Annotated in this window: 24 protein-coding genes and 3 tRNA genes; 14 read left to right on the top strand and 13 right to left on the bottom strand. The window is 51.2% G+C overall.

Annotation, left to right across the window (positions count from 1 at the left end; genetic code table 11):
- Positions 1 to 31 precede the first annotated feature (31 nt).
- From opgB to FN082_RS07880, 6 genes are all read right to left on the bottom strand, one after another.
- Positions 32 to 2,323: a phosphatidylglycerol--membrane-oligosaccharide glycerophosphotransferase gene (gene opgB, locus FN082_RS07905; RefSeq protein ID WP_139539326.1), complete on the bottom strand. Its 2,292-nt coding sequence runs from the start codon at positions 2,321 to 2,323 to the stop codon at positions 32 to 34.
- Between the two features lie 257 nt (positions 2,324 to 2,580).
- Positions 2,581 to 3,075 (bottom strand): DUF2501 domain-containing protein, encoded by a 495-nt coding sequence (locus FN082_RS07900; protein WP_139539327.1) that lies wholly within the window; start codon positions 3,073 to 3,075, stop codon positions 2,581 to 2,583.
- A gap of 65 nt (positions 3,076 to 3,140) precedes the next feature.
- The gene (dnaC, locus tag FN082_RS07895; protein WP_014227813.1) at positions 3,141 to 3,878 is read right to left on the bottom strand and encodes a DNA replication protein DnaC; all 738 of its coding nucleotides are present in this window, start codon (positions 3,876 to 3,878) and stop codon (positions 3,141 to 3,143) included.
- Positions 3,879 to 3,880: 2 nt separating this feature from the next.
- Positions 3,881 to 4,420, bottom strand: a complete 540-nt coding sequence (dnaT, locus tag FN082_RS07890; protein ID WP_142981390.1) for a primosomal protein DnaT — start codon at positions 4,418 to 4,420, stop codon at positions 3,881 to 3,883.
- A gap of 109 nt (positions 4,421 to 4,529) precedes the next feature.
- Positions 4,530 to 5,003 (bottom strand): threonine/serine exporter, encoded by a 474-nt coding sequence (locus FN082_RS07885; RefSeq protein ID WP_139539329.1) that lies wholly within the window; start codon positions 5,001 to 5,003, stop codon positions 4,530 to 4,532.
- The gene (locus FN082_RS07880; protein ID WP_139539330.1) at positions 4,994 to 5,770 is read right to left on the bottom strand and encodes a threonine/serine exporter family protein; all 777 of its coding nucleotides are present in this window, start codon (positions 5,768 to 5,770) and stop codon (positions 4,994 to 4,996) included. Before FN082_RS07880 ends, FN082_RS07885 begins: the two co-directional genes overlap by 10 nt.
- 283 nt (positions 5,771 to 6,053) lie before the next feature.
- Between FN082_RS07880 and pobA the strand changes: the two genes are divergently transcribed.
- From pobA to bglJ, 4 genes are all read left to right on the top strand, one after another.
- Complete coding sequence (pobA, locus tag FN082_RS07875) at positions 6,054 to 7,238, top strand: 4-hydroxybenzoate 3-monooxygenase (protein WP_139539331.1); 1,185 nt, start codon at positions 6,054 to 6,056, stop codon at positions 7,236 to 7,238.
- A gap of 23 nt (positions 7,239 to 7,261) precedes the next feature.
- Positions 7,262 to 8,131 carry a helix-turn-helix domain-containing protein gene (locus FN082_RS07870; RefSeq protein WP_139539332.1) on the top strand — a complete coding sequence of 290 codons (870 nt, stop codon included), beginning with the start codon at positions 7,262 to 7,264 and terminating at the stop codon, positions 8,129 to 8,131.
- 281 nt (positions 8,132 to 8,412) lie between these two features.
- Complete coding sequence (locus FN082_RS07865) at positions 8,413 to 9,135, top strand: helix-turn-helix transcriptional regulator (RefSeq protein ID WP_139539333.1); 723 nt, start codon at positions 8,413 to 8,415, stop codon at positions 9,133 to 9,135.
- The gene (bglJ, locus tag FN082_RS07860) at positions 9,096 to 9,776 is read left to right on the top strand and encodes a DNA-binding transcriptional activator BglJ (RefSeq protein ID WP_139539334.1); all 681 of its coding nucleotides are present in this window, start codon (positions 9,096 to 9,098) and stop codon (positions 9,774 to 9,776) included. Before FN082_RS07865 ends, bglJ begins: the two co-directional genes overlap by 40 nt.
- A 14-nt stretch (positions 9,777 to 9,790) precedes the next feature.
- Here the strand turns inward: bglJ and FN082_RS07855 are convergent, their stop codons facing one another.
- Entirely contained in the window at positions 9,791 to 10,249 is a 459-nt protein-coding gene (locus FN082_RS07855) for a YbaK/EbsC family protein (protein ID WP_139539335.1), read from the bottom strand.
- 341 nt (positions 10,250 to 10,590) lie between these two features.
- Here FN082_RS07855 and FN082_RS07850 point away from each other — a divergent pair, with 341 nt between their 5' ends.
- Positions 10,591 to 11,934: a PTS sugar transporter subunit IIC gene (locus tag FN082_RS07850; RefSeq protein ID WP_139539336.1), complete on the top strand. Its 1,344-nt coding sequence runs from the start codon at positions 10,591 to 10,593 to the stop codon at positions 11,932 to 11,934.
- A 45-nt stretch (positions 11,935 to 11,979) separates the two neighbouring features.
- Here FN082_RS07850 and fhuF read toward each other — a convergent pair whose 3' ends face one another.
- Entirely contained in the window at positions 11,980 to 12,768 is a 789-nt protein-coding gene (fhuF, locus tag FN082_RS07845) for a siderophore-iron reductase FhuF (RefSeq protein ID WP_139539337.1), read from the bottom strand.
- A gap of 110 nt (positions 12,769 to 12,878) precedes the next feature.
- Positions 12,879 to 13,925 carry a GGDEF domain-containing protein gene (locus FN082_RS07840; RefSeq protein ID WP_139539338.1) on the bottom strand — a complete coding sequence of 349 codons (1,047 nt, stop codon included), beginning with the start codon at positions 13,923 to 13,925 and terminating at the stop codon, positions 12,879 to 12,881.
- Positions 13,926 to 14,186: 261 nt separating this feature from the next.
- Here FN082_RS07840 and FN082_RS07835 point away from each other — a divergent pair, with 261 nt between their 5' ends.
- Positions 14,187 to 14,426 carry a DUF1435 domain-containing protein gene (locus FN082_RS07835; protein ID WP_139539339.1) on the top strand — a complete coding sequence of 80 codons (240 nt, stop codon included), beginning with the start codon at positions 14,187 to 14,189 and terminating at the stop codon, positions 14,424 to 14,426.
- Positions 14,427 to 14,445: 19 nt separating this feature from the next.
- On the opposite strand, the gene FN082_RS07830 is transcribed toward FN082_RS07835, so the two are convergent.
- The 4 genes from FN082_RS07830 to rsmC form a co-directional block, all read right to left on the bottom strand.
- A tRNA-Leu gene (locus tag FN082_RS07830) sits at positions 14,446 to 14,532 on the bottom strand.
- A 31-nt stretch (positions 14,533 to 14,563) separates the two neighbouring features.
- A tRNA-Leu gene (locus tag FN082_RS07825) sits at positions 14,564 to 14,650 on the bottom strand.
- A gap of 28 nt (positions 14,651 to 14,678) precedes the next feature.
- A tRNA-Leu gene (locus tag FN082_RS07820) sits at positions 14,679 to 14,765 on the bottom strand.
- Between the two features lie 169 nt (positions 14,766 to 14,934).
- Entirely contained in the window at positions 14,935 to 15,963 is a 1,029-nt protein-coding gene (gene rsmC / locus FN082_RS07815) for a 16S rRNA (guanine(1207)-N(2))-methyltransferase RsmC (RefSeq protein ID WP_139539340.1), read from the bottom strand.
- A gap of 158 nt (positions 15,964 to 16,121) precedes the next feature.
- Here rsmC and FN082_RS07810 point away from each other — a divergent pair, with 158 nt between their 5' ends.
- The 8 genes from FN082_RS07810 to FN082_RS07775 all read left to right on the top strand — a co-directional run bounded on the left by FN082_RS07810 (position 16,122) and on the right by FN082_RS07775 (position 22,409).
- Entirely contained in the window at positions 16,122 to 16,535 is a 414-nt protein-coding gene (locus FN082_RS07810) for a DNA polymerase III subunit psi (protein WP_139539341.1), read from the top strand.
- The gene (gene rimI, locus FN082_RS07805) at positions 16,504 to 16,950 is read left to right on the top strand and encodes a ribosomal protein S18-alanine N-acetyltransferase (protein WP_139539342.1); all 447 of its coding nucleotides are present in this window, start codon (positions 16,504 to 16,506) and stop codon (positions 16,948 to 16,950) included. The genes FN082_RS07810 and rimI overlap by 32 nt, the downstream gene beginning before the upstream one ends.
- Before the next feature lie 14 nt (positions 16,951 to 16,964).
- Positions 16,965 to 17,642, top strand: coding sequence for a pyrimidine 5'-nucleotidase (gene yjjG, locus FN082_RS07800; RefSeq protein ID WP_139539369.1), 678 nt, complete (start codon positions 16,965 to 16,967; stop codon positions 17,640 to 17,642).
- A gap of 93 nt (positions 17,643 to 17,735) precedes the next feature.
- Positions 17,736 to 19,325 (top strand): peptide chain release factor 3, encoded by a 1,590-nt coding sequence (gene prfC, locus FN082_RS07795; protein ID WP_139539343.1) that lies wholly within the window; start codon positions 17,736 to 17,738, stop codon positions 19,323 to 19,325.
- Positions 19,326 to 19,542: 217 nt separating this feature from the next.
- Positions 19,543 to 20,154 carry a molecular chaperone OsmY gene (osmY, locus tag FN082_RS07790; protein ID WP_139539344.1) on the top strand — a complete coding sequence of 204 codons (612 nt, stop codon included), beginning with the start codon at positions 19,543 to 19,545 and terminating at the stop codon, positions 20,152 to 20,154.
- A 123-nt stretch (positions 20,155 to 20,277) separates the two neighbouring features.
- Positions 20,278 to 20,439, top strand: a complete 162-nt coding sequence (locus FN082_RS07785; RefSeq protein WP_071200058.1) for a DUF1328 domain-containing protein — start codon at positions 20,278 to 20,280, stop codon at positions 20,437 to 20,439.
- 120 nt (positions 20,440 to 20,559) lie between these two features.
- On the top strand, positions 20,560 to 21,633 hold the full coding sequence (locus FN082_RS07780; protein ID WP_139539345.1) for a patatin-like phospholipase family protein: 1,074 nt from the start codon (positions 20,560 to 20,562) through the stop codon (positions 21,631 to 21,633).
- Positions 21,630 to 22,409, top strand: coding sequence for a metal-dependent hydrolase (locus FN082_RS07775; RefSeq protein WP_139539346.1), 780 nt, complete (start codon positions 21,630 to 21,632; stop codon positions 22,407 to 22,409). Before FN082_RS07780 ends, FN082_RS07775 begins: the two co-directional genes overlap by 4 nt.
- Positions 22,410 to 22,487 lie beyond the last annotated feature (78 nt).

The following is a 22,487-nucleotide window of genomic DNA, read 5'->3' as shown; positions in this document are numbered from 1 at the left end:
AGCCCGGCTTAAAAACCGCCGGGCTATTGTTTTATCCTTCGTTTTTCACCACTTTGATTTCAACCATGCCGATACCCAACTGACGCGGGGAGTGGCCGAGAATATTGCCCTCGTTGGTTGACTGTGGATCCGGCGGCGCAATCGTTAAGGTATTGCTGCGCGACGGATTATCGAAGTGCAGGGTAGTTGTGGTGACATCATTGGCCAAAGTGAGCGTTTGCTCGCTATCGCCGACGCGTACCGGAATCGGTTTATTGGCATTCGGTCCGTAGGCTTTGGCGGTAATGACCAGATCGAATTTCTCCGGCAGCGGCTCTTTGTATTCAATTTTCACTTCATTACCGAGCTGCGCGTTGGACCAGCGTCCCCATGATTCCGGACGGGAAATACCGCTGAATTGTTTTACTTCCTCAGGTGCACCGGCAACGTTGAAGACGAAGCTGTCTGCTTTATAACGAATGTCGTTATCGACAATCTTCAGGGTATCGACGTTGCCCTTGTAGCGCTCCATATCGATCAGGGTATCTTTGAACGCGGTCTTTCCTTGCCACTGGACTTTGTCGACGCGCTGGACCTGCTGCTCACCACCCAACTGGCCCTGCGATACGCACCAGTCGGTGGAGAGCGCTAACTCCGGCGACCATAGCTGGCCCATCTTGTAGCAGCGGTCGACCCAGACGAAGTTATCGCGCGGGGCGAAATCGGCCAGTTGGAAGCGCAGCGGGGCGGAGTATTCGCTTTCCGGCAGCGGCTCGACGCGCTTATCTGAAATCCGCAGCAGTAGCGGCAGGCGGAAATGACTGCCGGAGAAGGAAATCATATTCTTCTGCGAATCGATGGTGAAGTTCTTCATCTCTTTAGGGAAGTTCCACAGGCGGATGATATCCGGCTTCCACGCCAGCACCTTCTCTTTCATATTGAGGAACACGGTGGAAAGCGACTCCCCGGAAAGGCTGCTGCGCCCGAGGCCAATAAAGTTATCGCCGCCGAGGATATCCAGCACCGTCGCGCCGTTGTCCATAGTATTACGCTTAACCGCCAGCGTATCTTGTTGGGGGTCATCGCCGCGCAGGACGAAAAACAGGTTGCTGCGATCCTGTTTGTTCAGATAATCCCAGGCGCTGTTTTTCATCGCCAGGTGATCGGAAGAAACCACGATGACCGTATTTTTGAACCACGGCGAGGCTTTAATCTTCTCAATTAACGCCGCGATATGCTCCTGGCTACAGGAGACGGCGCTGAAAGAGAGGTTCTTTTTGCCGTCCATATCGTAGCTTTTACGCTGGCAGGTACGGGAGATAAAACCATCTGGATGGTGAGTATCGACCGTCAAAGCAAACAGCGAAAAACGTTTTCCGGATTGCGAAAGCGCTTCGAATTTTTTCCAGGTCTCATCAAGAACGGTGTCATCGTAGAAACCCCAATCGTTACGGTAAGCGGGATCCGCAACGGTTGTTTTAAGCTCTTCCGCGCCGTACAGGTGATCGAAGCCGTGAGATTTCAGGAATACATCTTTTCCGGCGAAGCGCAGGTTAGCGCCCTGGACGAAGTAGTTTTCGTAACCGGAGTTTTTCAGGATATCGCCCAGGCAGATATTTTGCGGGAAAAAGCTGGAGACCGAGGCCGAGGCGTTGCCTTCAAACGGCGCAAACAGCGGGATCCCGCACTGAGAGGCAACCATCCCGGCAATCGTATAGTCGGTGCCCGGCAACTGGGTGGTATTGCTGAAGTCCAGCCCTTCGCTTTTCAGTTTGCCGAGTTCTGGAGTCAGATTGGGGAACGCATCATTGTCAAAATAAGTGCGTTCAAGGCTTTCGCCGTAGATGTACACCAGATTCAGTTTTGGATTAGCAATGCTTTTCGACGGTTCTTTATAGTAAGCCACAAAATCCGGATCGCCATCGCGGGACTGGGATTTTACCAGCTCGCTAATCTGGCGGAAGGCAGGGCTGGCATCCACCGAGGCCAGTGCCAGAACCAGCGCGACGAGGCTGTAACCAAAATGATGAGGATGATGACGGCGACGGCGAAGCACCCAGCCGAGCGCACCGAATACCGCGACCAGCGCCACGACCAGCCCAACGCCTGGCAGAATATACTTGCTCACGCCTGCGCCCGTCAGGCTGTTGGTCAACGTATAGAGTACCGCGTCATTGATGCCGTCGCCGGTGAAGTAATCGCTGGCGTAGAGAGTAATATTTAAAATAACAAACAGGCCCAGCACCGTGAGCGTGGCGGCGAACCACCAGGTATTACGACCGGCTTTTAATGCATAAATCATCACCGAAGCAAGAAACAGGGCGATGGATAACAACTCTGACACAGCTCATCCTCATTCACGCCAGTTGTCGGCTGGCCAGATAGATCTTTTTCCACGCTACACTGTAATTGCAGCGCAATATTGCCGCAATTGTATCGTCATGAATTTGTGCTGTGGTTCAGAATTGGTTTAGAAATCGCCGTTTTTGACTCGCCTCACATCCTTTATGAAAGGGGCTCAAGGGGGTGAGATGTTAAAAAATCAGCATTGCGACCGCGCTGGCGGGACTAAAGCGCCAAACGCGGCATTTAGAGAGGGGATCAGGAGAGGAAGCTAACGCCCTGTTTTAATACCAGATCGCAGGCTTTAGTTTTCACTTTCTCCGCCAGCGGGCTGCTGCCAAGGTTATTTAAATTTAGCTGCTGGCCGTCTTTACTACTCAACAGCCCCTGAAGGCCATCAAGGTAATTGGTGTCCTCTTTTTGCTTTTCCGGCGTGCTGAGGCCTAGCTTATCCAGGACCTGATTTTTGATGTTTTCGGTATTTGTTACCGAAGCCAGCTTCTGTTTCGCGCAATAAGACATAATCCCGGCGGCATTGTTCATGCTGCTGGAGGTCAGAGATTGGCTCCCGCCGTTTAGCAATCCGGTGAGCGAGGAGAGCGACATGCCGCCGCTTTGCTGACTACCGTTCTGGCTGCTGAGCTGGTTAGCGGCGCTGGAAAGAGAATCCTGCCAGGAGGTGGCGTGAGCGCCAAAGGCCAGTAAAGCACAGGCCGCTATCGCCGTGCGGAACAACGTTTTTGCAGATTTCATAGACGTACTCTTCGCCGTGACTGAATAATTCCATGATTATAACGCTGGCCGTGTTCAGAAATATCTTAATACTCTTTTCCGGTCACGCGATCGCGATAGCTGTCCCAGTTGAAATTAACCCACAGACTGTTGCCCAGCCGCATACGGTCCATGACGCGTTCGCCAAGGAGTTTATTCATTTCATCCATGGTGCTGTTGGTTAGCATGCCGGTAGGACGTTTTGACGAAGATCGGCGATCGACAATCTGGTTAATGATGACTTTCTCGTAGCGTGACTCCGTTTGCATACCAATTTCGTCTATCACCAGTAAATCGACCTTGCTCAGGTCGGTGAGAAGCTGCTCTTCGCTGGTTTCCCGATTGCCGAAAGTATCTTTCATCGCGGACATAATATCGGCGACGGTAATGATCAACACCGACTTGCCCCGCAGCAGCAGCTCATTGCAGATGGCGGCGGCGAGGTGATTTTTACCGGTGCCAGGCTTACCTGAGAAAATAAAGCTGGCGATATTGCCGTCGAACTCTTCGACGTACTGGCGCGCTCGGGAAAGTGCGATCATCTGGCCTTCGCATTCCACCCGGTAGTTATCCAGAGAGCAGTTCTGGTGCAGTGGGCGGATACCGGAGCGGTTAAACGTTCGCTGCATTTTCATGGCGCGGTTTTCACGCTCCAGCGCTTCCGAACGCAGCTTACCTTGTTCTTTTTGCCATGCCAGTAGCTCTTCACCTGTCTTAAACGCGGGTTCGACATGGGCTGGCATCATTTTTTGCAGGCGTTTCATTAAATCGCCGACATTTTTCATGCTCATCCTCGGAATCCTCGTGGAATATGGTTATCAGGTTCGCTGATTGCGTTGACGTCGCGACGCGGCTGACCGCCGTTGCTGGCCCGGCCAATCTGCACGCTGCGCGCCAGCTTCTGCTGCCACTGAACATGATGAAAGACTTTACCTTCCGCCTGCCAGTAAGCGACAAACGCGGCGAGTTCTTCCGGCGTGACCGGCTGGCTCAGGGCGATACCCCAGAGCGCGGCCAGGCGCTGAAAGTCTGCATCCGGCTGCCAGTCGGCGTACATCGGGAATTTTCCCATCGGTACCGGAACAGGGACCGCCGTCGGCTCGTCAAAAAACTGTGCGTCCAGGGCAATGTCGCTATTGGGGCGCGAGAGTTTAGTTTCCAGCTCCAGCAATTGCGCCAGACGCTCCGGCGTCAGCGCATAGAATGCGGGGGCGTTGTTGGCAAATACAGCGACGGCGCCGCTGGTCGATTTTGCCAGTACCGCTGCGTGATCCTGCATGAAGTCATCCAGACCGCTAAAATCGGTAGTTAATATTCGTGAAGACATAAATCTATCTCAACTCTGAACAACTAATATAGAAAGGGGGTAACTGCACACATAGTAGCACAGAGGTCGCTCTGGAAGGAGCGCCGCAGGTGACCCGCGGCGCGGTCATCTATACGCGCGGGCGTTTGCGATAGAGCCAAAGACCAGGAATCGAAAGCCCGATAGATAATGCCCCAACGATAGACGATGCCTTAAGAAAGTTGCTTAGTAGCATAATCATCATCTCTTCCGAGTAGCCGAAATGACTGATTTTGACCGCTGAGATCATTGCGGTATAGGCGGAGATACCGGGGAACATTGGGATCACCGCCGCAACGGTGAAAATTTTGGGATGCGCCAGATACCAGCGTGACCACTGGATCCCGATGCTGCCAACCAGCAGGGCAGCCATGAACGTCGCCCATTCGATATTAAAGCCAGCCGTCATCATCACCATACGCGAGCCGTGGCCGATAGCTCCCAGTAGCGCGCACCAGCGTAGCGCTCGCTGCGGGACGTTAAACACCATGGCGAACCCAACGGCGGGAATGGCTGCCAGAATCATATCCTGCGCCAGGTCGTAGAGGTATATGATTATGCCCATCCGCGCAGTCCCCACATCGTCATGGCCATCACTACTCCAATGCAGGTGGCGAGCGTTAGCAGGCTGGCGATTGCCCAGCGGGCAAGACCGGTATTGATATGCCCTTTAAACATATCAGCAACGGAGTTAATGAGCGGGAAGCCGGGCACTAAAAGCAGTACGCTGGCGGCCATCGCGACCGTTGGCGTGCTGGCAAAGGTTGGAAGGCGCAGCATTAGTCCGGAAATGGTCGTTGCGACGAAGGCTGTAAGGCAAAAGTTGATTTGCGGATGCATTGAGCGATGGGTCAATACCTGACGGATATACATCGCTACCGTACTGGCGCAAAAGGTGACTAGCGCACCGTCCCAGCCGCCGTTGTTGAGCTTGCAAAAGCAGGCGCAGGAAAGGCCAACCATTAAAACCAGCAGCCAGCGCGGGTAGCGCAGCGGTTTAATTTGAGCAAACCTTTTTTCCACGTCCTTGTAATCCAGCAGCTTGTGCTCCGCCATGATAACAATATGCTGAACTTCCGTGACGACATGCATATTGATACCGCGATCGGTATTTTTTCGCGTTGAAGTCAGACATTCACCCTCTTTGATAGTCGTGAGGACAATCGCGTTAGAAGAGATGGCGCTTTCCACGCTGTCCATCCCCAATGCCAGGCCAAGACGAGTTGAAAGCTCCTCAACCAGTGCGCTCTCTGCGCCGTGTTGTAATAAGAAAAGACCACATTGAATGCACAACCGCGTGATTGCGCGCTGGGTTGCCCTGTCTGCTTGCATAAATACCTACTGTCCGTAATGCCCAATACCAGAGTGTCTGGCGATACTTTTACCTGAAGTCTTGTTTTATCTGAGCGGTCAGGATCAAACAATGTGTAAAAAATCACCCGCTTCGTTGGCTGCTGATAATTTGAACTCTGCCACACTTTCGCAAGATTGGTGAAAAGTACAATTTTTGCGCCAGATTCTCCCTTCTTTTTCCCATCAGACTTATCAAAAATGCAAAACAGAACTTTTAATACACAAAAAAACAACAAATAATTAACCATGCTGAGGCGATCCTATGAAAACACAGGTGGCGATTATCGGAGCGGGCCCATCCGGACTGCTGTTGGGGCAGTTATTACATAACGCCGGGATTCAGAGCGTTATCCTTGAACGGCAGACGCCAGAGTATGTATTGGGGCGGATCCGCGCAGGGATTCTGGAAAATGGGACGGTGGAGTTGCTGCGTGAGGCCGGAGCGGCCAGGCGGATGGACGCTGAAGGCCTCGTCCATCATGGTGTTGAGTTCCTGTTTGATGGTAAACGCGTGCCGGTTGCGTTGACGGAGCTGACTGAAGGCAAAAGTGTAATGGTTTACGGTCAGACCGAAGTGACGAGGGATTTAATGGCGGCCCGGGCGGAATGCGGTGCGCCGATAATTTATGGCGTCAGTGACGTCACCATTAACGATGCGAAAAGCGATCGACCGTCGGTCTCTTTTGTCAGCGATGGTGAAAGCATTCGCCTCGAGTGTGACTTTATTGCTGGTTGCGATGGATTTCACGGCGTTTGTCGGCAAAGTATTCCGAGCGGGATCCTGAAAGAGTATGAAAGCGTCTGGCCTTTTGGCTGGCTGGGGCTATTGGCCGATACGCCGCCGGTGAATCCTGAGCTTATTTATGCCCACCATGAACGCGGATTTGTGCTTTGTAGTCAGCGCTCACTAACCCGAAGCCGCTACTACTTACAGGTGCCGCTTAGTGAGAAGGTTGAAGCATGGTCTGATGAACGTTTCTGGAATGAACTCAAACGACGCCTGCCTGATGACCTGACGCATAAGTTAGTGACTGGTCACTCACTTGAGAAGAGCATTGCGCCGCTGCGTAGCTTCGTGGTGGAGCCAATGCAGTATGGGAGGCTATTCCTGGTGGGCGATGCAGCGCATATCGTACCGCCGACTGGAGCGAAAGGCTTAAATCTGGCCGCATCCGATGTGAACTATTTATGGCGGATCCTACGTGAATATTATCACCATGGTCGTGCCGATCTGCTGGCGAACTATTCCCGCCTGGCTCTGGATCGCGTATGGAAAGGTGAGCGATTCAGCTGGTTTATGACTCGTCTGCTACATGATTTTCCTCAACAAAGCGAGTTCGACAGAAAAATGCAGTCTGCAGATCGTCGTTATTATCTTGAATCACGCGCCGGGCTCACGACGATTGCCGAAAATTATGTCGGTCTGCCAATGGAACGCGTGGCATAAAACTGAAAAACGCAGGAGTCGTGATGCAGGCAACGAATACCGTTCCCGTTTTTAAACTGTACGGTGAATTACATGGCTGGCCAACGCCTGATCTTCTGCACTGCGAGTCGATACTCCAACGTAGCCGTCTGTATGAATGGCATATCCGTGTTCATCAGCACGCTGAGTTGGTTCAACTGCTTTACCTGCATAAAGGGCGAGCAGAAATCGAAATCGAAGGGACAACGACTGTGGTGATGGAATCCTGTATTCAGGTTGTTCCGGCGCTGTGTATTCATGGGTTTCGCTTTTCTCCCGGTACGGAAGGATACGTTTTATCGCTGGCATTACCGTTGCTAAGGCGTTTCGAAAATCAGTTTGACCGCCAGTTGGATGTGCTGAGCCAGCCGCAGTGCGTACCCGTGAAAGCGTCCCGGGGCCATATCCGGGCGCTTTTTACCGCCTTGCGAGAAGAGTATTGCGAGGATCACGATGCGCGCGAGATGATGCTGCATTCTCTATTGGGGGCGCTGCTGGTGTGGTTAAATCGGCAGTATCTCCCGACGCCGGTTACGGAGGACAAAGCGGAACGCAAACGTAGCGTCATGCGTCATTTTTCTCGTCTTATTGAAAGCCACTATCGTGAGCATATGCCTTTAGCGGAGTACGCCAGGCTAGTGGGGCTATCTGTGACACACTTGAATTATTTGTGCCGTGAATTTTATGGCTGCAGCGCCCTTGGTGTTTTACACCAAAGATTGATGCTTGAGGCTCGTCGCAATCTGCAATACACCAGCATGACTATCGCTCAACTTTCTGATTACTTAGGATTTACTGATGCAGCCTATTTCTCCCGTTTTTTTCGGCGCTATAGTGGTGAATCGCCTAAAGTATTTAGAAAAAAAATAAAATAAATATTTCTTTATTTAATTTATCTTAAGTTAGCGCTTCTAACGAAGGTTTTAACCTTTTCTAATTTATTGCTGGAAATTATCTATGTTAAAGTTAATCATTGGCGTGTATAACAGCAACATGTTGTGCACTATATAATACGAATTGGTTTCAGAGCGTGGTATAGGGCGCTCGCCAGGGATGATAAAGATTCATTTTGGCAAAATAATATGGGTGGCTATTCAATTATCTATCCGATTGTTTTTCTGCCGGGCGTGAATCTTCGACAGGATGCGGAGGGTTTATGTTACCAGGACAGGGTAAGTTCGGCATTATTATCAGCAGGATACCGGTTATGCAATCCGGGTTAAAGGCAATTGTTGGGGAGCATCTCCCCGATTATGAACTGAGCTTTTGCCGTTCCCAGGATGAGTTAACGCTACTTCAATTACGTCGTGCTGTACTGGTCATCGCAGATTTATCTGGTGAAATTGAGCAGCCGCGGAGTATTTGCGAACATTATTATTCTTTAATGACTCAGTACAGGGATATTCACTGGGTCTTTATGGTTGGAAGTACCTGTTTTCCATTAGCGGTTGAGCTATTAATGCGGCCGGAAAGCACATTGATATCGGATAGCGAGCCAGTAAAACGCCTGATTGAAGTCGTTCGTGCTGGTGGTCTTGCCGCTGAGAGAATTAGCCAGACATTATTCTCCCCCGAAATGGGAAATATTGGCGAAGAACAGCATAAGTTGGTTATTCTGACTCTTTCTGAACGTAAGGTTTTGAGACTTCTTGCAAAAGGTTGGGGAATTAACCAAATTGCTGCTCTTTTGAAAAAGAGCAATAAAACGATAAGTGCGCAGAAAAATAGTGCGATGCGCCGCTTGTCTCTGCGTAGCAATGCAGAGATGTATGCCTGGATTAATAGTGCACAGGGAATGAAGGAGCTGAATATTTATTCGGCCTATGGAGACCAAGCGGAATGGAAAAAAATCTCACAACACGATATGTCGCTATCGTAGAGAAATGTGCGATGACGGAAGTGGCGCTTCGCTACATTCTTACTCGTGAAAGCGGTAAAAATTACAATATTCAGTTCTTTAAAGATACGCAGGAACTGAAGCAAGAGTTTAAGTCTAAAGATTTTTCTGCGATTATTTTTTCACTTTCAGGTAATCGCAGATCTCGCCTGGAAAGTTTGCTTTTTCTTCATGAGATAGCGCGCTATTGCCCTGAGATGCAGAGAATTGTCCTGGCTAACGATGAAGCTGAAATGCGTTTGATTAGCCATCTAACGCCTTCTCGCTTACATGGTATTCTGAATAAATCAGCTTGTCGGATACAGCTGCAGGAGCGCTTGCTCCAGCTTCTTGATCATAGCTATCAAGCTAATGAAAGCTCAACAAGTCAAAAACAGGGCATATGTAATCAAATACTGAGCCCGACGGAACATACTATTTTACGATATATGTCTTATGGCTACTCGTTGCCTGAAATAGCGACACAGCTGGAAAGAAACATCAAAACTATCCGGGCGCATAAATTCAACGCAATGACGAAGCTTGGTGTCAGCTCTGATATGGGGCTACTGAGCGCGGCAGATATTTTGATTCGCCTGTCGGCGAATAATGATGATACCAGAGGCATGCGCCTTGCCCAGTAGTGTGAATCTTTTTATTAAAGGCAGACATCAACCCAGGTTGCATCAGTTAGTTGCGCCATTCGTTCAGGTGAAATGCGGACGGCGCTATGAATCGATCCGGCAGCAGGCAGGACTTCCGGATACTGTTTAAGAGAGATATCGCAATACACATCCAGCGGTATTTCCAGGCCAAAGGGGCAAACGCCACCAACGGGATGCCCGGTTAGCGTAACCACTTCATCACTGCTCAGCATACGCGCTTTAGCGCCGAACGCTTCTTTTAGCTTTTTGTTGTCCAGGCGTGCATCGCCTTTTGCGACAACCAGTACTACCCGCTCTTTTACTTTTAACGATAACGTTTTTGCTATTTGTCCGGGTTCAACATTGTGTGCGGCTGCTGCAAGCGCTACGGTTGCCGTACTCTGATTAAGTTCGATGATTTCGATATCGGGGGCGTGGTCAGCGAAAAACTGCCGCACGGACTGCAGACTCATTGGAATCTCCTGATTAAGGCTTGTTAAAAATCTGTCACAAGCTTCGCAAAGTGTAAATATCATTGGTAGATAATCAAGAATCTTTCCAATTTCTGGATCTCCTTCACATTCACCGCAACCGGTTACTGTAACCGGTTGCGGTTGTTCGTATCTGTATGAATACTGACAAGGTAACTTCCCTGCGTCACCTATAACAAAAGAGCCGTGTATGAATCGAACTTATTCGAGCTGTAAAGCCAGTGGGTTATCCGACGTGCTAATCCACTCACAGAATCGGGTTTATCACAGCTGCAAGATAATCGTTGTTGGGCCTGTTTATCTAGCCTGTCAGGAGGGCTGCTATGTCTGCTAACCATGCTGCATTTAATCTGATATTTCGCTTTGTAGAAAACTACATCAGCCCTGTCGCCGGACGCATTTCGTCTCAGCGTCATGTTATGGCTATTCGCGACGGTTTCATCTCTGCTATGCCGTTTATGATTGTCGGCTCTTTTCTGCTGGTATTTGCTTACCCGCCGTTTTCACCGGATACCACATGGGGATTTGCCCGTGCCTGGCTGGATCTGGCAAAAGAGTTTGAAGGGCGAATTCTGACGCCGTTCGATATGACGATGGGCATTATGTCTATCTATATCTGTGCCGCGATTGCCTATAACCTCGGTAAGCATTACGAAAAAACCAATCAGCTCGATCCTTTCATGTGCGCCATGCTGTCGATTATGGCTTTTCTGCTCGTGGCTGCGCCAAAGACGAACGGCAATTTGCCGGTGGATAGCCTGGGAGGGACGGGGATATTTACCGCCATTCTTGTTGCCGTCTACTGTGTAGAAATGATGCGTTTCCTTAAAGCGCATAACATCGGTATTCGCCTGCCGGATCAGGTGCCGCCGATGATTAAAAACTCCTTCGATCTCCTGATCCCGGTACTGGTCGTTGTTCTGACGCTCTACCCTCTGAGCCTGTTTATTCAACATCACTTCGATATGCTGATCCCTCAGGCGATCATGGCAATCTTTAAACCGTTGGTTTCCGCCGCGGATTCATTGCCGGCTATTTTACTGGCGGTACTGATTGGCCATCTGTTGTGGTTTGCCGGTATTCACGGCGCGGCAATTGTATCCGGTATGCTGCAGATGTTCTGGCTGACTAACCTTGGGATGAACCAGCAGGCTCTGGCCCAGGGCGCGCCGTTGCCGCATATTTTTATGGAGGCGTTCTGGACATTCTTTATCGTCATTGGTGGCTCAGGAGCGACGATGGGGCTGGTATTTTGCTATCTGCGCAGCCGCTCCGCGCACCTGCGTTCGATTGGTCGCCTGAGCGTGGTCCCCAGTCTGTTTAACATCAACGAACCGGTTATTTTCGGTACACCTATCGTTATGAATCCGGTGTTCTTTATTCCTTTCCTGCTGGCGCCAATGGTCAACGCCGTACTGGCCTGGGCGGCTATGAAGCTGGATTTGATTGGGCGGGTGATTTCGGTTGTTCCATGGACGGCTCCTGCGCCAATTGGCGGCGCATGGGCGTTAGGCTGGGATTTCCGGGCGGCGATTCTGGTGGTTATCCTGGCGTGTGTTTCGGCGGTTATCTATTTCCCATTCTTTAAAGTTTACGAAAAACAGCTACTTGCGCAGGAAGCCGAAGAGGCACAGCGCATAGCGGAAGAGAGTGAACAGACAGCATAAAAGCAAAAGGGCGGCTGAATAAGCCGCCCGTTGTTTATCAGTAGATTATTTCAGCGTGCAATCGCCGCACTGTTGTACATCCGGCAGGCGATAGCGCTGGCAGCAGGTACGGCGCACGAGCTGTCCTTCACGTAAAACGACAGTACGCCAGAGTGGGTTATCCTGGCCATCCGATAACTGTTTGTCGAAGAAGCAATGCTGACGTAAATCGGCAACCTGCTCATCTCCCAGCAGCGCTTTCATCTCCCCCAGATACCAGTTGATCAGATAACCGGTATTGCTCCAGATAAGCTTGCCATTGATATCGCCAGTCGCTTCAAGCGCCTGTACGACGGGCTGTAAGGCACATGTGACCAGCTTTTCTATCCGCAATTGTGCCGATTGCTTTGATGATGAGTTCTCTGAATGAACATCAATCCAGAAACAGGCGGCGCGGCCGGTTTCATGAAACTCGACCTGAAAATGCTCCGGGGCCAGGCTAATCGTCTGTTCTTCGCTCAATAAGGCCAGCATGAGCGGTGGTACCAGTAAACCGATGTACCACTGGGCCCAGAGGGAAAGCAGCGGCTTTTGCTCACGCAACTGAGTTGGTTGATTACGATAAATATGATCGGACCAGGTCGCCATCAGGGAGCTTAGCGCTACGGGCTGTGACCATTCCGCCAGGGTTAACGCATGATGAGGAGCTTCTTCATTCAGACGAAGAAAATCCAACAGGTGAGGCCGTAGCGCAGAGATTTTTTCCCGTATCGAATTGGCTAGCTCACGCTCAGCCGAAGGGAGCGGAGCCCGCCAGATGATATCGTTGTTGAATGAGAGTGAGCGGTAAGCCATCGAGCGCCAGATACAAATCTAAATGATAATGATTTCTGATACTAGTGGCTCAATGCGGGGTTGGCAAGTGATTTATCCGCGCAGCAGGAAGCAGCTGCGCGAATGAATCACTAACTCGTGAGGATAATATTACGCCCCATATTTTTGGCTTCATAAAGCGCGTTATCCGCCCGTTTCAGGGCGCTATCAATATCGGCCTCCACCAACGGTGTCATGCCAATGCTGATGGTGACATTTGTTGCGACGCTTTCATTAAACATATGCGGAATTTTCAAATCATAGACTCGCTGCCGGATCCGCTCCGCGGCCTGAAGGGCATTATCCGATGTACTGCTGGTCAATAGCACCATAAACTCTTCGCCGCCAAAGCGGGCTACGATATCGCGTGAACGTACGGCATTGCGAATGGCTGCCGAAACTTGGATCAGAGCCTGATCGCCCATCATATGACCGTAGTGGTCGTTGTAAGCTTTGAAATGGTCAATATCCAGCAACAGGACGTAATGCTCGGCATTGTCTAATGAAAGAATGGTATCCAGTCGGTTTTGTAAACCTCGGCGGTTATACAAACCAGTAAGCGGGTCCAACATACTGAGATCGTTGAGGGTATTACGCTCTTTCAGCAGCTTATCCATAAGCCCCTGAGTGAAAAGATCGCTACGTTTCTGAATTAAGCTTTGCAGAGTGATACCCGCAATAGGTAGTACAAAACACCAGGACATACGCAGCCATTGCTCTCCCCCGCCAAGAATCAGGCAAGCAATAAATGTCGGCAGCGAGTGTAGGGTGAATGCGATGATATTGCTGGAAAAAGCAATGGTGCCAATAAATAACACGCTTAATAAAGCGATCACCAGGTAGTTAAAATGCGGTGGCCCCATCACCATTGCTTTTACCGTAACGTGCCACGCCCAAAGCAAGCCAAATATCAGAGAAATAACTGAAATATTTATTTTATGCTGTGAGAATTTCCAGTGCCATAACAACAGAACCATGCTGCAGGCCACAATCAGAAAGCAGGGTAGGGTAAAAGTAATGACGGTAAAGAGCGGACTGACCAGAGATAAGGAGGCTGAAACAAAATTAAGCAGTAAAAAAAGTCGTAAGGAATACTGATATTTTTGTTCGTAATGGGATCGCCAGGATTGTGCAGTCATGTTGGGGTTGTCATTATTAGTCGTTAAAATTCAATATGATGTATGTCAAAAATGAATAATAAAAAACAATGCGCAAAATAAGGTTTTTGCGAAATAATCAAATAATTTAATATATATTCTATTCGCTTAATTTATCACCTTCATGAATGTATGTCATTAGCGTAAACGTAAAGAATAAGGACGTCTGGTTGACTTAGAATGACAAATGATAAAAATTATCATATGATATTGGTTATCATTATCGTTGTGAGAGGTGAAAACATGTTGCAGCGAACTTTAGGGAGTGGATGGGGCGTTCTGATCCCTGGCGTATTGATTGCCGCCCTCGGGTTTGCCGATTTGTCGGTAGATGCCTGGCGCGGGTTGGTAACTTTGGGAATGCTCATGTCAGCGATGATGATTTGGCATCGTCAACTGCGGCATTTTGTTTTACTACCGTCGTGTCTTGCGCTGATAAGCGGGATCATGCTGATGATGGTGAATCTAAGGCTGATGGGATAATGCTGAAGGGTAAGAATATTGGTGCGAGGGGGGGGACTTGAACCCCCACGTCCGTAAGGACACTAACACCTGAAGCTAGCGCGTCTACCAATTCCGCCACCTTCGCACAGTATTCTTAATTTTTGATATCGCCTCGTTGGTGCGAGGGGGGGGACTTGAACCCCCACGTCCGTAAGAACACTAACACCTGAAGCTAGCGCGTCTACCAATTCCGCCACCTTCGCCCAGTGCGAGCAATATCAACGTGGATTATGGTGCGAGGGGGGGGACTTGAACCCCCACGTCCGTAAGGACACTAACACCTGAAGCTAGCGCGTCTACCAATTCCGCCACCTTCGCATACCATCGACACTATGAAAGTATCGTTACCACGGAGGCGCATTCTAGTGGTTTTCAGCTATTCGTCAATAGTTAATTGTATCAGTTGGATTGATTGTTGCAAAAATGGGCGGCTCAGGAAGGAAAAGGTCGGCGACAAGCATCTGCTGTCGCCGGAGTAGGCGACAGATTATTTCTTCGCCTGACGGGTCATGACTGTCCGATAAACCTTAAAGCGACCGGTTTGGGCGATGACTTCGTGAAAGCCGAAGACCTCATCCAGCACGTTCGGATAAGGCAGGAAGGCGTTGGCGACAATACGCAGCTCCCCGCCGCTATTCAGATGACGAACGGCACCGCGAATCAGAGTTTGCGCGGCTTCCAGACTGGTCTGCAGGCCGTCATGGAAAGGTGGGTTGGAGATAATCATATCGAAACGGCCATTGACTTCGGAGAACACGTTGCTGGCGAAGACTTCCCCTTCGAAACCGTTAGCCGCGAGCGTGGCGCGGCTGGCTTCAACCGCCGGAGCGCTGACGTCGCATAGCGTTAAGCGAACTTTCGGCGAGTGGCTCGCCAGTACGGTTGCCAGCACCCCAGCACCGCAGCCGACATCAAGCACTTTGCCTTTAGTATGCGGCGTCAGGGTTGAAAGCAGAAGCTGGCTACCGATGTCCAGCCCGTCGCGGCTGAACACGCCCGGCAGCGTTTTAATCGTCAGATTGTCCAGCGGATATTCGCCCCAGTACTGTTCTGGGGAGAACGCAGGCTGTTTTTCCAGGCGACCGTGATACAGCCCACAGCGGCGGGCGCTGTCGACTTTAGTGAGCGGCGCATATTCCGCCAGCATCTGCTCCGCGCTGCGCACGCCGCTGCGGTTCTCACCAACCACGAAAATATCAATACCGACCGGCAGCAGGGATAGCAGATTCATCAGCTGAAACTGCGCTTCGGGTTTGTTCTTGGGCCAGTAGTAGATCAGCGTATCGCAGTCGGCAACATCGCTGGCTTCCGCGACCAGGCTAAAACGGGCATTTTCACCCATCTGGCGGCTCAGTACCTGCCAGTGGTGAAACTGCTGGGTATGGACGCGGCTGGCAGCCGTGTCGAGACGAGCGGGCAGGTCATCCTGCAGGTCACCGGCAAACAGAACGCGGGCGGACTCGAAATCATCACTGTGGCGCAGCAAGACTTCACTTGCCGGGGTAAAAGCGGACATGAAACACTCCTTCATTGAGACTGGCGCCGATTATACACGTTATCTTTCAGGCTGCCTCTTTGTTGGCGGCAGGATACAGCCCTTTAACCGCGCAGTTTGTTGGCGCAGATACGACGGATTTGCTATATTGCGCGCTTGATTAACAGGAGTGTTTCGCTATGACATCCCGACGAGACTGGCAATTACAGCAACTGGGCATCACCCAGTGGTCGCTGCGTCGTCCAGGGGCTTTACAGGGTGAAATCGCTATCTCGCTTCCTGGACATATTCGTCTGGTGATGGTGGCGGAAGAACTGCCATCGCTGACCGAGCCGCTTATCAGCGATATTTTGCGCGCGCTGGCCCTGACGCCGGAACAGGTGATGCAACTCACGCCTGAGCGCGTTGCGATGCTACCCCAGGATGCCCGCTGCAATAGCTGGCGGTTGGGTACGGACGCGCCGCTGCTGCTGGCGGGCGCACAGATTTCCACGCCCGCTTTCGATGAACTTCAGACCAGCACGCCTGCTCGCATGGCGCTCTGGCAACAAATCTGCGCACATGAACACGATTTCTACCCTCAACGCGGCTGATTTACCCCGCGCCTGGCAAATTGAAACACGCGCCCACGCTTTTCCCTGGAGTGAGCAGACGTTTGCCAGTAACCAGGGGGAGCGCTATCTGAATTTTCAGCTGGCGGTGGACGGCGAGATGGCGGCTTTTGCGATTACGCAAATTGTACTCGACGAAGCGACCTTATTTAATATCGCCGTCGACCCCGCCTTTCAGCGCCGTGGCCTGGGTAGAGAACTGCTGGAACATGTGATTGATGAAGTAGAAAAACGCGGCGTCGTCACGCTGTGGCTGGAGGTGCGTGCGTCTAACGTCGCCGCCATCGCGCTCTATGAAAGCTTAGGCTTTAACGAGGCGACGATTCGCCGCAACTACTACCCCACGGTCGACGGACGTGAGGACGCAATAATTATGGCACTGCCAATCAGTATGTAAGACAAGGTGATATGATGAAGTGGGACTGGATTTTCTTTGATGCCGATGAAACGTTGTTTACGTTTGACTCATTTAGCGGCCTACAGCGGATGTTTCTCGACTATAGCGTGACGTTTTCCGCAGAGGATTTTCAGGACTACCAGGCCGTGAATAAGCCGCTATGGGTGGATTATCAGAACGGCGCTATCACTTCTCTTCAACTGCAGCATCAGCGCTTTGATGGCTGGGCTGAACGTCTGAACGTACCGCCTGGAGAACTGAACGCCGCGTTTATGAACGCGATGGCAGAAATCTGTTCGCCGCTACCGGGTGCGGTATCGCTGCTGGATGCGCTGCAGGGGAAGGTGAAAATGGGTATCATCACCAACGGTTTTACTTCACTGCAGCAGACGCGTCTCGAACGAACCGGGTTGCGAGATCACTTTGATTTACTGATTATTTCCGAAGAAGTTGGGGTGGCGAAGCCGGATGCGCGTATTTTTGACTATGCGCTGGCGCAGGCGGGCAATCCAGACCGTTCGCGAGTGCTGATGGTCGGCGACACGGCTGAGTCTGATATTCGCGGCGGCGTGAATGCCGGTCTGGCGACCTGCTGGTTCAACCCTCATCAACGCGAGCTACCCGCAGACCTCCGTGCAGACTGGACGGTGGCCTCTTTAAGCGAACTGGAGCAACTCCTGTGTAAACACTGATTGCCTCCCCCCCATTGATGGGTAAAATAGCCGCAATTTTTTCGTATTCAACATGCGCGGTGCATTGCCGCGTTTACTCAAGAAGATTGAATTATGACGTTGTCTCCTTATTTGCAGGAGGTGGCCAAGCGCCGCACTTTTGCCATTATTTCTCACCCGGATGCCGGTAAAACAACCATTACTGAAAAGGTCCTGTTATTCGGACAGGCTATTCAGACCGCCGGTACGGTAAAAGGCCGTGGTTCCAGCCAGCATGCAAAATCTGACTGGATGGAGATGGAAAAGCAGCGTGGTATCTCCATTACTACCTCGGTTATGCAGTTTCCGTATCACGACTGCCTGGTTAACCTGCTGGACACCCCGGGGCACGAAGACTTCTCCGAAGATACCTACCGTACTTTGACGGCGGTTGACTGCTGTCTGATGGTCATCGACGCCGCGAAAGGCGTTGAGGACAGGACCCGTAAGCTGATGGAAGTTACCCGTCTGCGCGATACGCCGATCCTGACCTTTATGAACAAGCTGGACCGTGATATTCGCGATCCGATGGAGCTGCTGGATGAAGTCGAGAACGAGCTGAAAATCGGCTGTGCGCCGATCACCTGGCCAATTGGCTGCGGCAAGCTGTTCAAAGGCGTATATCACCTTTATAAAGACGAAACCTACCTGTACCAGACCGGTAAAGGCCACACTATCCAGGAAGTGCGTATCGTTAAAGGGTTGAACAATCCGGATCTCGATGCGGCGGTGGGGGAAGACCTGGCGCAACAGCTGCGTGATGAGCTGGAGCTGGTGCAAGGTGCTTCTAACGAGTTTGATAAAGAACTGTTCCTTGCGGGCGAAATTACGCCGGTATTCTTTGGTACCGCGCTGGGTAACTTTGGCGTCGATCATATGCTGGACGGCTTAGTGGAGTGGGCGCCTGCGCCGATGCCGCGTAAAACCGACACTCGTACCGTGGAAGCAGAAGAAGATAAATTTACCGGCTTCGTCTTTAAAATTCAGGCCAATATGGATCCGAAACACCGCGACCGCGTGGCTTTTATGCGCGTTGTTTCCGGTAAGTACGAGAAGGGCATGAAAATGCGCCAGGTTCGTACCGGCAAAGATGTGGTTATCTCTGACGCGCTGACCTTTATGGCCGGCGACCGCTCTCATGTTGAAGAAGCGTATCCTGGCGATATTCTCGGCCTGCATAACCACGGCACTATCCAGATCGGCGATACTTTCACCCAGGGCGAAATGATGAAGTTCACCGGTATCCCGAACTTCGCGCCGGAGCTGTTCCGTCGTATCCGCCTGAAAGATCCGCTGAAGCAGAAGCAACTGCTGAAAGGTCTGGTGCAGCTCTCTGAAGAGGGGGCTGTGCAGGTGTTTCGACCGATCGCTAATAACGATCTGATCGTGGGGGCCGTGGGTGTGCTGCAGTTTGACGTGGTTGTTGCGCGTCTGAAGAGCGAATATAACGTCGAAGCGATTTACGAATCGGTTAACGTGGCTACCGCGCGCTGGGTTGAATCAACTGACGTGAAAAAGTTCGAAGAGTTCAAGCGTAAGAACGAGATTCAGCTGGCTCTTGATGGCGGTGACAACCTCACCTATATCGCCCCGACGATGGTTAACCTGAACCTGACGCAGGAACGTTATCCTGACGTACAGTTCCGTAAAACCCGCGAGCACTAATCCTCCCCGGAGCGCGGTTTCTGCCGCGCTCCACGCTGTTTTTCTTCAGTTTGATCTTTCTGGAAAGTTCCTAATTCTCGTCTTTTAGCGCGCTTTTTTGTGCCCTCATGCCGCGTTTTCTCGTGTTTCTACTACATTTAATAAGTAATTTTTGGAAACTTGGATTAATAGACTACTTATTTTGCTTTACCTGTTTAGAAATAACGAGGAACTCACAATGACAAGACCAAAGAACGCCAGGACAGTACTGGCCCTCCTCTTAGGCTCAGCCATCATCAGCGCCTCGGCATATGCGGAAAACTCAACCGTTGATAGCGCAAAATCAGCGGCCAGCAGCGCGGGGCAAGCCGTTGATAGCTCGATGAATAAAGTCGGAAACTTTATGGACGATAGTACCATCACCGCCAGAGTGAAGGCGGCGCTGATCGACCATAAAGATATTCGCAGCACCGATATCTCGGTGAAAACTGAAAATAAGGTCGTTACGTTAAGCGGTACGGTTGACAGCTCAGAACAGCATAAACAGGCAATTAGCGTCGCTAAAGCCGTAGAAGGTGTGACCTCCGTAAACGACAAGCTCAGCGTACAGAATGAAAAATCCGCTTCGCTGAAGGGTTACGCTGGCGACACGGCGTTGACCAGCGAAATCAAAGCTAAACTGTTAGCTGACGATATCGTCCCATCACGAAATGTGACGGTGGAAACCACTGACGGCGTCGTGCACTTATCCGGCACAGTGGCTTCCAGCAAACAGTCAGACCGCGCGGAAGATATCGCTAAAGCCGTTTCCGGCGTTAAAAGCGTGAAGAACGATCTTAGCGTTAAATAAATCCCTTATTAAAAGAATTTATTCTGCGGCCTTTCCGCAGGATGTGTAGCACCACAGGGTTGTGAATGCGCGGCCTGAGTGCGCAGAAAATCGACCGTCATTAACTATGGTAAGGAGCGACGTATGTTTAGATGGGGCATTATTTTTCTGGTAATCGCGTTAATTGCCGCTGCTCTGGGCTTCGGTGGCCTGGCAGGTACGGCTGCATGGGCTGCTAAAATTGTCTTTATTGTCGGTATCATTCTGTTCCTGGTCAGCCTTTTCACCGGACGTCGGCGTCCCTAGACATTAATCAGTGAAATACCGTCTTACATAAAGCCAGTCAATGTGACTGGCTTTCTCAGTTTCAGGGCGTTACAAATTGCGTTACTTTTGTTTTTATAATAAGCAAAACAGGAAAGCAGGGTGGGGCATCGAATTCCCGTTACGTTGGGCAATATCACGCCGTTATCTGTAAAACCCTTTCAGCCGGGTAAACTCGCGCTGGTATGCGAGGGCGGAGGACAGAGAGGGATTTTTACCGCCGGGGTACTGGATGAATTTATGCGCGCGGGATTTAATCCGTTCGACATGATGTTTGGCACCTCTGCCGGGGCGCAAAACCTGTCAGCTTATATCTGTAATCAACCCGGCTATGCGCGTAAGGTGATTACGCGATACACCACCGCCCGCGAGTTTTTCGACCCAATGCGTTTTGTCCGCGGTGGTAACCTTATCGATCTCGACTGGTTGGTCGACAGTACTTCGAAAAAGATGCCGCTGGCGATGTCGTACGCGGAAGAACGGTTTGCCCAGGGAAAAGAGTTCTGGATGTGCGCCTGCCGCGGCGATGACTATACGCCAGGCTATTTTTCCCCAACTCAACAGACCTGGCTTGACCTGATTCGCGCCTCCAGCGCGATTCCTGGTTTTTATCGCAGCGGCGTGCTGCTGGACGGAGTGAGCTACCTTGACGGTGGCGTCAGCGATGCCATTCCCGTACAGGAAGCCGCCCGCAGGGGAGCGCAAACGATCGTGGTGATCCGCACCGTCCCTTCCCAGATGTACTATACCCCGCAGTGGTTTAAACGTATGGAGCGCTGGCTTGGCGAAAGCAGTCTGCAGCCGTTTGTCAATCTGGTGCAGCACCATGAAACGACCTATCGCACTACGCAGCAGTTTATTGAGAAACCGCCGGGTAAGTTGCGTATTCTGGAAATATATCCGCAGAAGCCATTGAAAAGTATGGCATTGGGCAGCCGTCTTCCTGCTTTACTGGAAGATTATAAAACCGGGCGTCAATGCGGGCGCTATTTCCTCGCTACGGTCGGTAAGCTGCTGGCCGACAGGCCGCCACTGCTGCGTCATGCACCGCGTATTGCGGTACCGAAAGCGGTGGTTGTTCCGCCCGCGCCGGTGGCTAATGAGGTCCTCCAGGCTCCGGTAGTCGCAGCTGTACAGGCCAACGATGTCAGCTTTGATAATGAGGACCTGGCGTGACTTTGCGATTTATTGATACCCACTGTCACTTCGATTTCCCACCTTTCACTGGTGACGAAAGCGCCAGTATTGCCCGGGCGGCTCAGGCTGGCGTGAGGCAAATCATCGTACCGGCGACGGAAGCGGATAACTTTGCCCGCGTATTAGGGCTGGCAGCGCAGTATGCTCCGCTCTACGCCGCCCTGGGGCTTCATCCGATAGTGATTGAGCGGCATGAAGGAGAGAGTCTGGCGCGGCTTGAAGCCTGCCTGGCGAAACGCGATGCTAAGCTGGTTGCCGTCGGGGAGATTGGTCTCGATCTTTATCGCGAAGATCCGCAGTTTGAACGTCAGATCTCTGTATTTGAGGCACAGTTGCGGCTGGCTAAACGTTATGACCTGCCTGTTATCCTCCACTCCAGACGCACCCACGACAAGCTGGCGATGCTGCTAAAAAAGCACGCTTTACCGCGAACCGGCGTGGTGCACGGTTTTTCCGGTAGTCTTCAGCAGGCGGAACGTTTTGTGCAACTGGGTTATAAAATTGGCGTTGGCGGCACGATCACCTACCCACGGGCCAGTAAGACGCGCGATGTCATGGCGCAGCTGCCGCTATCGTCTCTACTGCTGGAGACCGATGCCCCGGATATGCCGTTGAACGGTTTCCAGGGGCAGCCCAACAGGCCTGAGCAGGCCGCTCGCGTTTTCTCCACTTTATGCGAGCTACGTCAGGAGCCCGCAGAGGAGATAGCTAATGCCATGATTTGTAATACAAAAGAGATTTTTCCTATTCCATGATGTTTTGTTGAGTGATCTGTGTCTCATTCCTGCCTTTTTGTCTCATTGTTTTGCTTAAAATGTGTGAGCTGAGATAAG

The sequence above is a fragment of the Klebsiella spallanzanii genome (assembly GCF_902158555.1).
GTDB lineage: Bacteria > Pseudomonadota > Gammaproteobacteria > Enterobacterales > Enterobacteriaceae > Klebsiella > Klebsiella spallanzanii.
This window is presented reverse-complemented; position numbering and strand designations above follow the sequence as displayed.

Excerpts from the sequence above, each read along its gene's own strand:
- FN082_RS07885 (WP_139539329.1), bottom strand. The coding sequence starts at position 5,003 with ATGGGCATAATCATATACCTCTACGACCTGGCGCAGGATATGATTCTG.
- FN082_RS07835 (WP_139539339.1), top strand. The coding sequence starts at position 14,187 with ATGTTGCAGCGAACTTTAGGGAGTGGATGGGGCGTTCTGATCCCTGGC.
- FN082_RS07785 (WP_071200058.1), top strand. The coding sequence starts at position 20,278 with ATGTTTAGATGGGGCATTATTTTTCTGGTAATCGCGTTAATTGCCGCT.
- FN082_RS07865 (WP_139539333.1), top strand. The coding sequence starts at position 8,413 with ATGTTACCAGGACAGGGTAAGTTCGGCATTATTATCAGCAGGATACCG.
- FN082_RS07850 (WP_139539336.1), top strand. The coding sequence starts at position 10,591 with ATGTCTGCTAACCATGCTGCATTTAATCTGATATTTCGCTTTGTAGAA.
- osmY (WP_139539344.1), top strand. The coding sequence starts at position 19,543 with ATGACAAGACCAAAGAACGCCAGGACAGTACTGGCCCTCCTCTTAGGC.
- dnaC (WP_014227813.1), bottom strand. The coding sequence starts at position 3,878 with ATGAAAAATGTCGGCGATTTAATGAAACGCCTGCAAAAAATGATGCCA.
- FN082_RS07855 (WP_139539335.1), bottom strand. The coding sequence starts at position 10,249 with ATGAGTCTGCAGTCCGTGCGGCAGTTTTTCGCTGACCACGCCCCCGAT.
- dnaT (WP_142981390.1), bottom strand. The coding sequence starts at position 4,420 with ATGTCTTCACGAATATTAACTACCGATTTTAGCGGTCTGGATGACTTC.
- FN082_RS07880 (WP_139539330.1), bottom strand. The coding sequence starts at position 5,770 with ATGCAAGCAGACAGGGCAACCCAGCGCGCAATCACGCGGTTGTGCATT.
- rimI (WP_139539342.1), top strand. The coding sequence starts at position 16,504 with ATGAACACGATTTCTACCCTCAACGCGGCTGATTTACCCCGCGCCTGG.
- bglJ (WP_139539334.1), top strand. The coding sequence starts at position 9,096 with ATGGAAAAAAATCTCACAACACGATATGTCGCTATCGTAGAGAAATGT.
- FN082_RS07840 (WP_139539338.1), bottom strand. The coding sequence starts at position 13,925 with ATGACTGCACAATCCTGGCGATCCCATTACGAACAAAAATATCAGTAT.
- prfC (WP_139539343.1), top strand. The coding sequence starts at position 17,736 with ATGACGTTGTCTCCTTATTTGCAGGAGGTGGCCAAGCGCCGCACTTTT.
- FN082_RS07870 (WP_139539332.1), top strand. The coding sequence starts at position 7,262 with ATGCAGGCAACGAATACCGTTCCCGTTTTTAAACTGTACGGTGAATTA.
- fhuF (WP_139539337.1), bottom strand. The coding sequence starts at position 12,768 with ATGGCTTACCGCTCACTCTCATTCAACAACGATATCATCTGGCGGGCT.
- rsmC (WP_139539340.1), bottom strand. The coding sequence starts at position 15,963 with ATGTCCGCTTTTACCCCGGCAAGTGAAGTCTTGCTGCGCCACAGTGAT.
- pobA (WP_139539331.1), top strand. The coding sequence starts at position 6,054 with ATGAAAACACAGGTGGCGATTATCGGAGCGGGCCCATCCGGACTGCTG.
- yjjG (WP_139539369.1), top strand. The coding sequence starts at position 16,965 with ATGAAGTGGGACTGGATTTTCTTTGATGCCGATGAAACGTTGTTTACG.
- FN082_RS07810 (WP_139539341.1), top strand. The coding sequence starts at position 16,122 with ATGACATCCCGACGAGACTGGCAATTACAGCAACTGGGCATCACCCAG.
- FN082_RS07900 (WP_139539327.1), bottom strand. The coding sequence starts at position 3,075 with ATGAAATCTGCAAAAACGTTGTTCCGCACGGCGATAGCGGCCTGTGCT.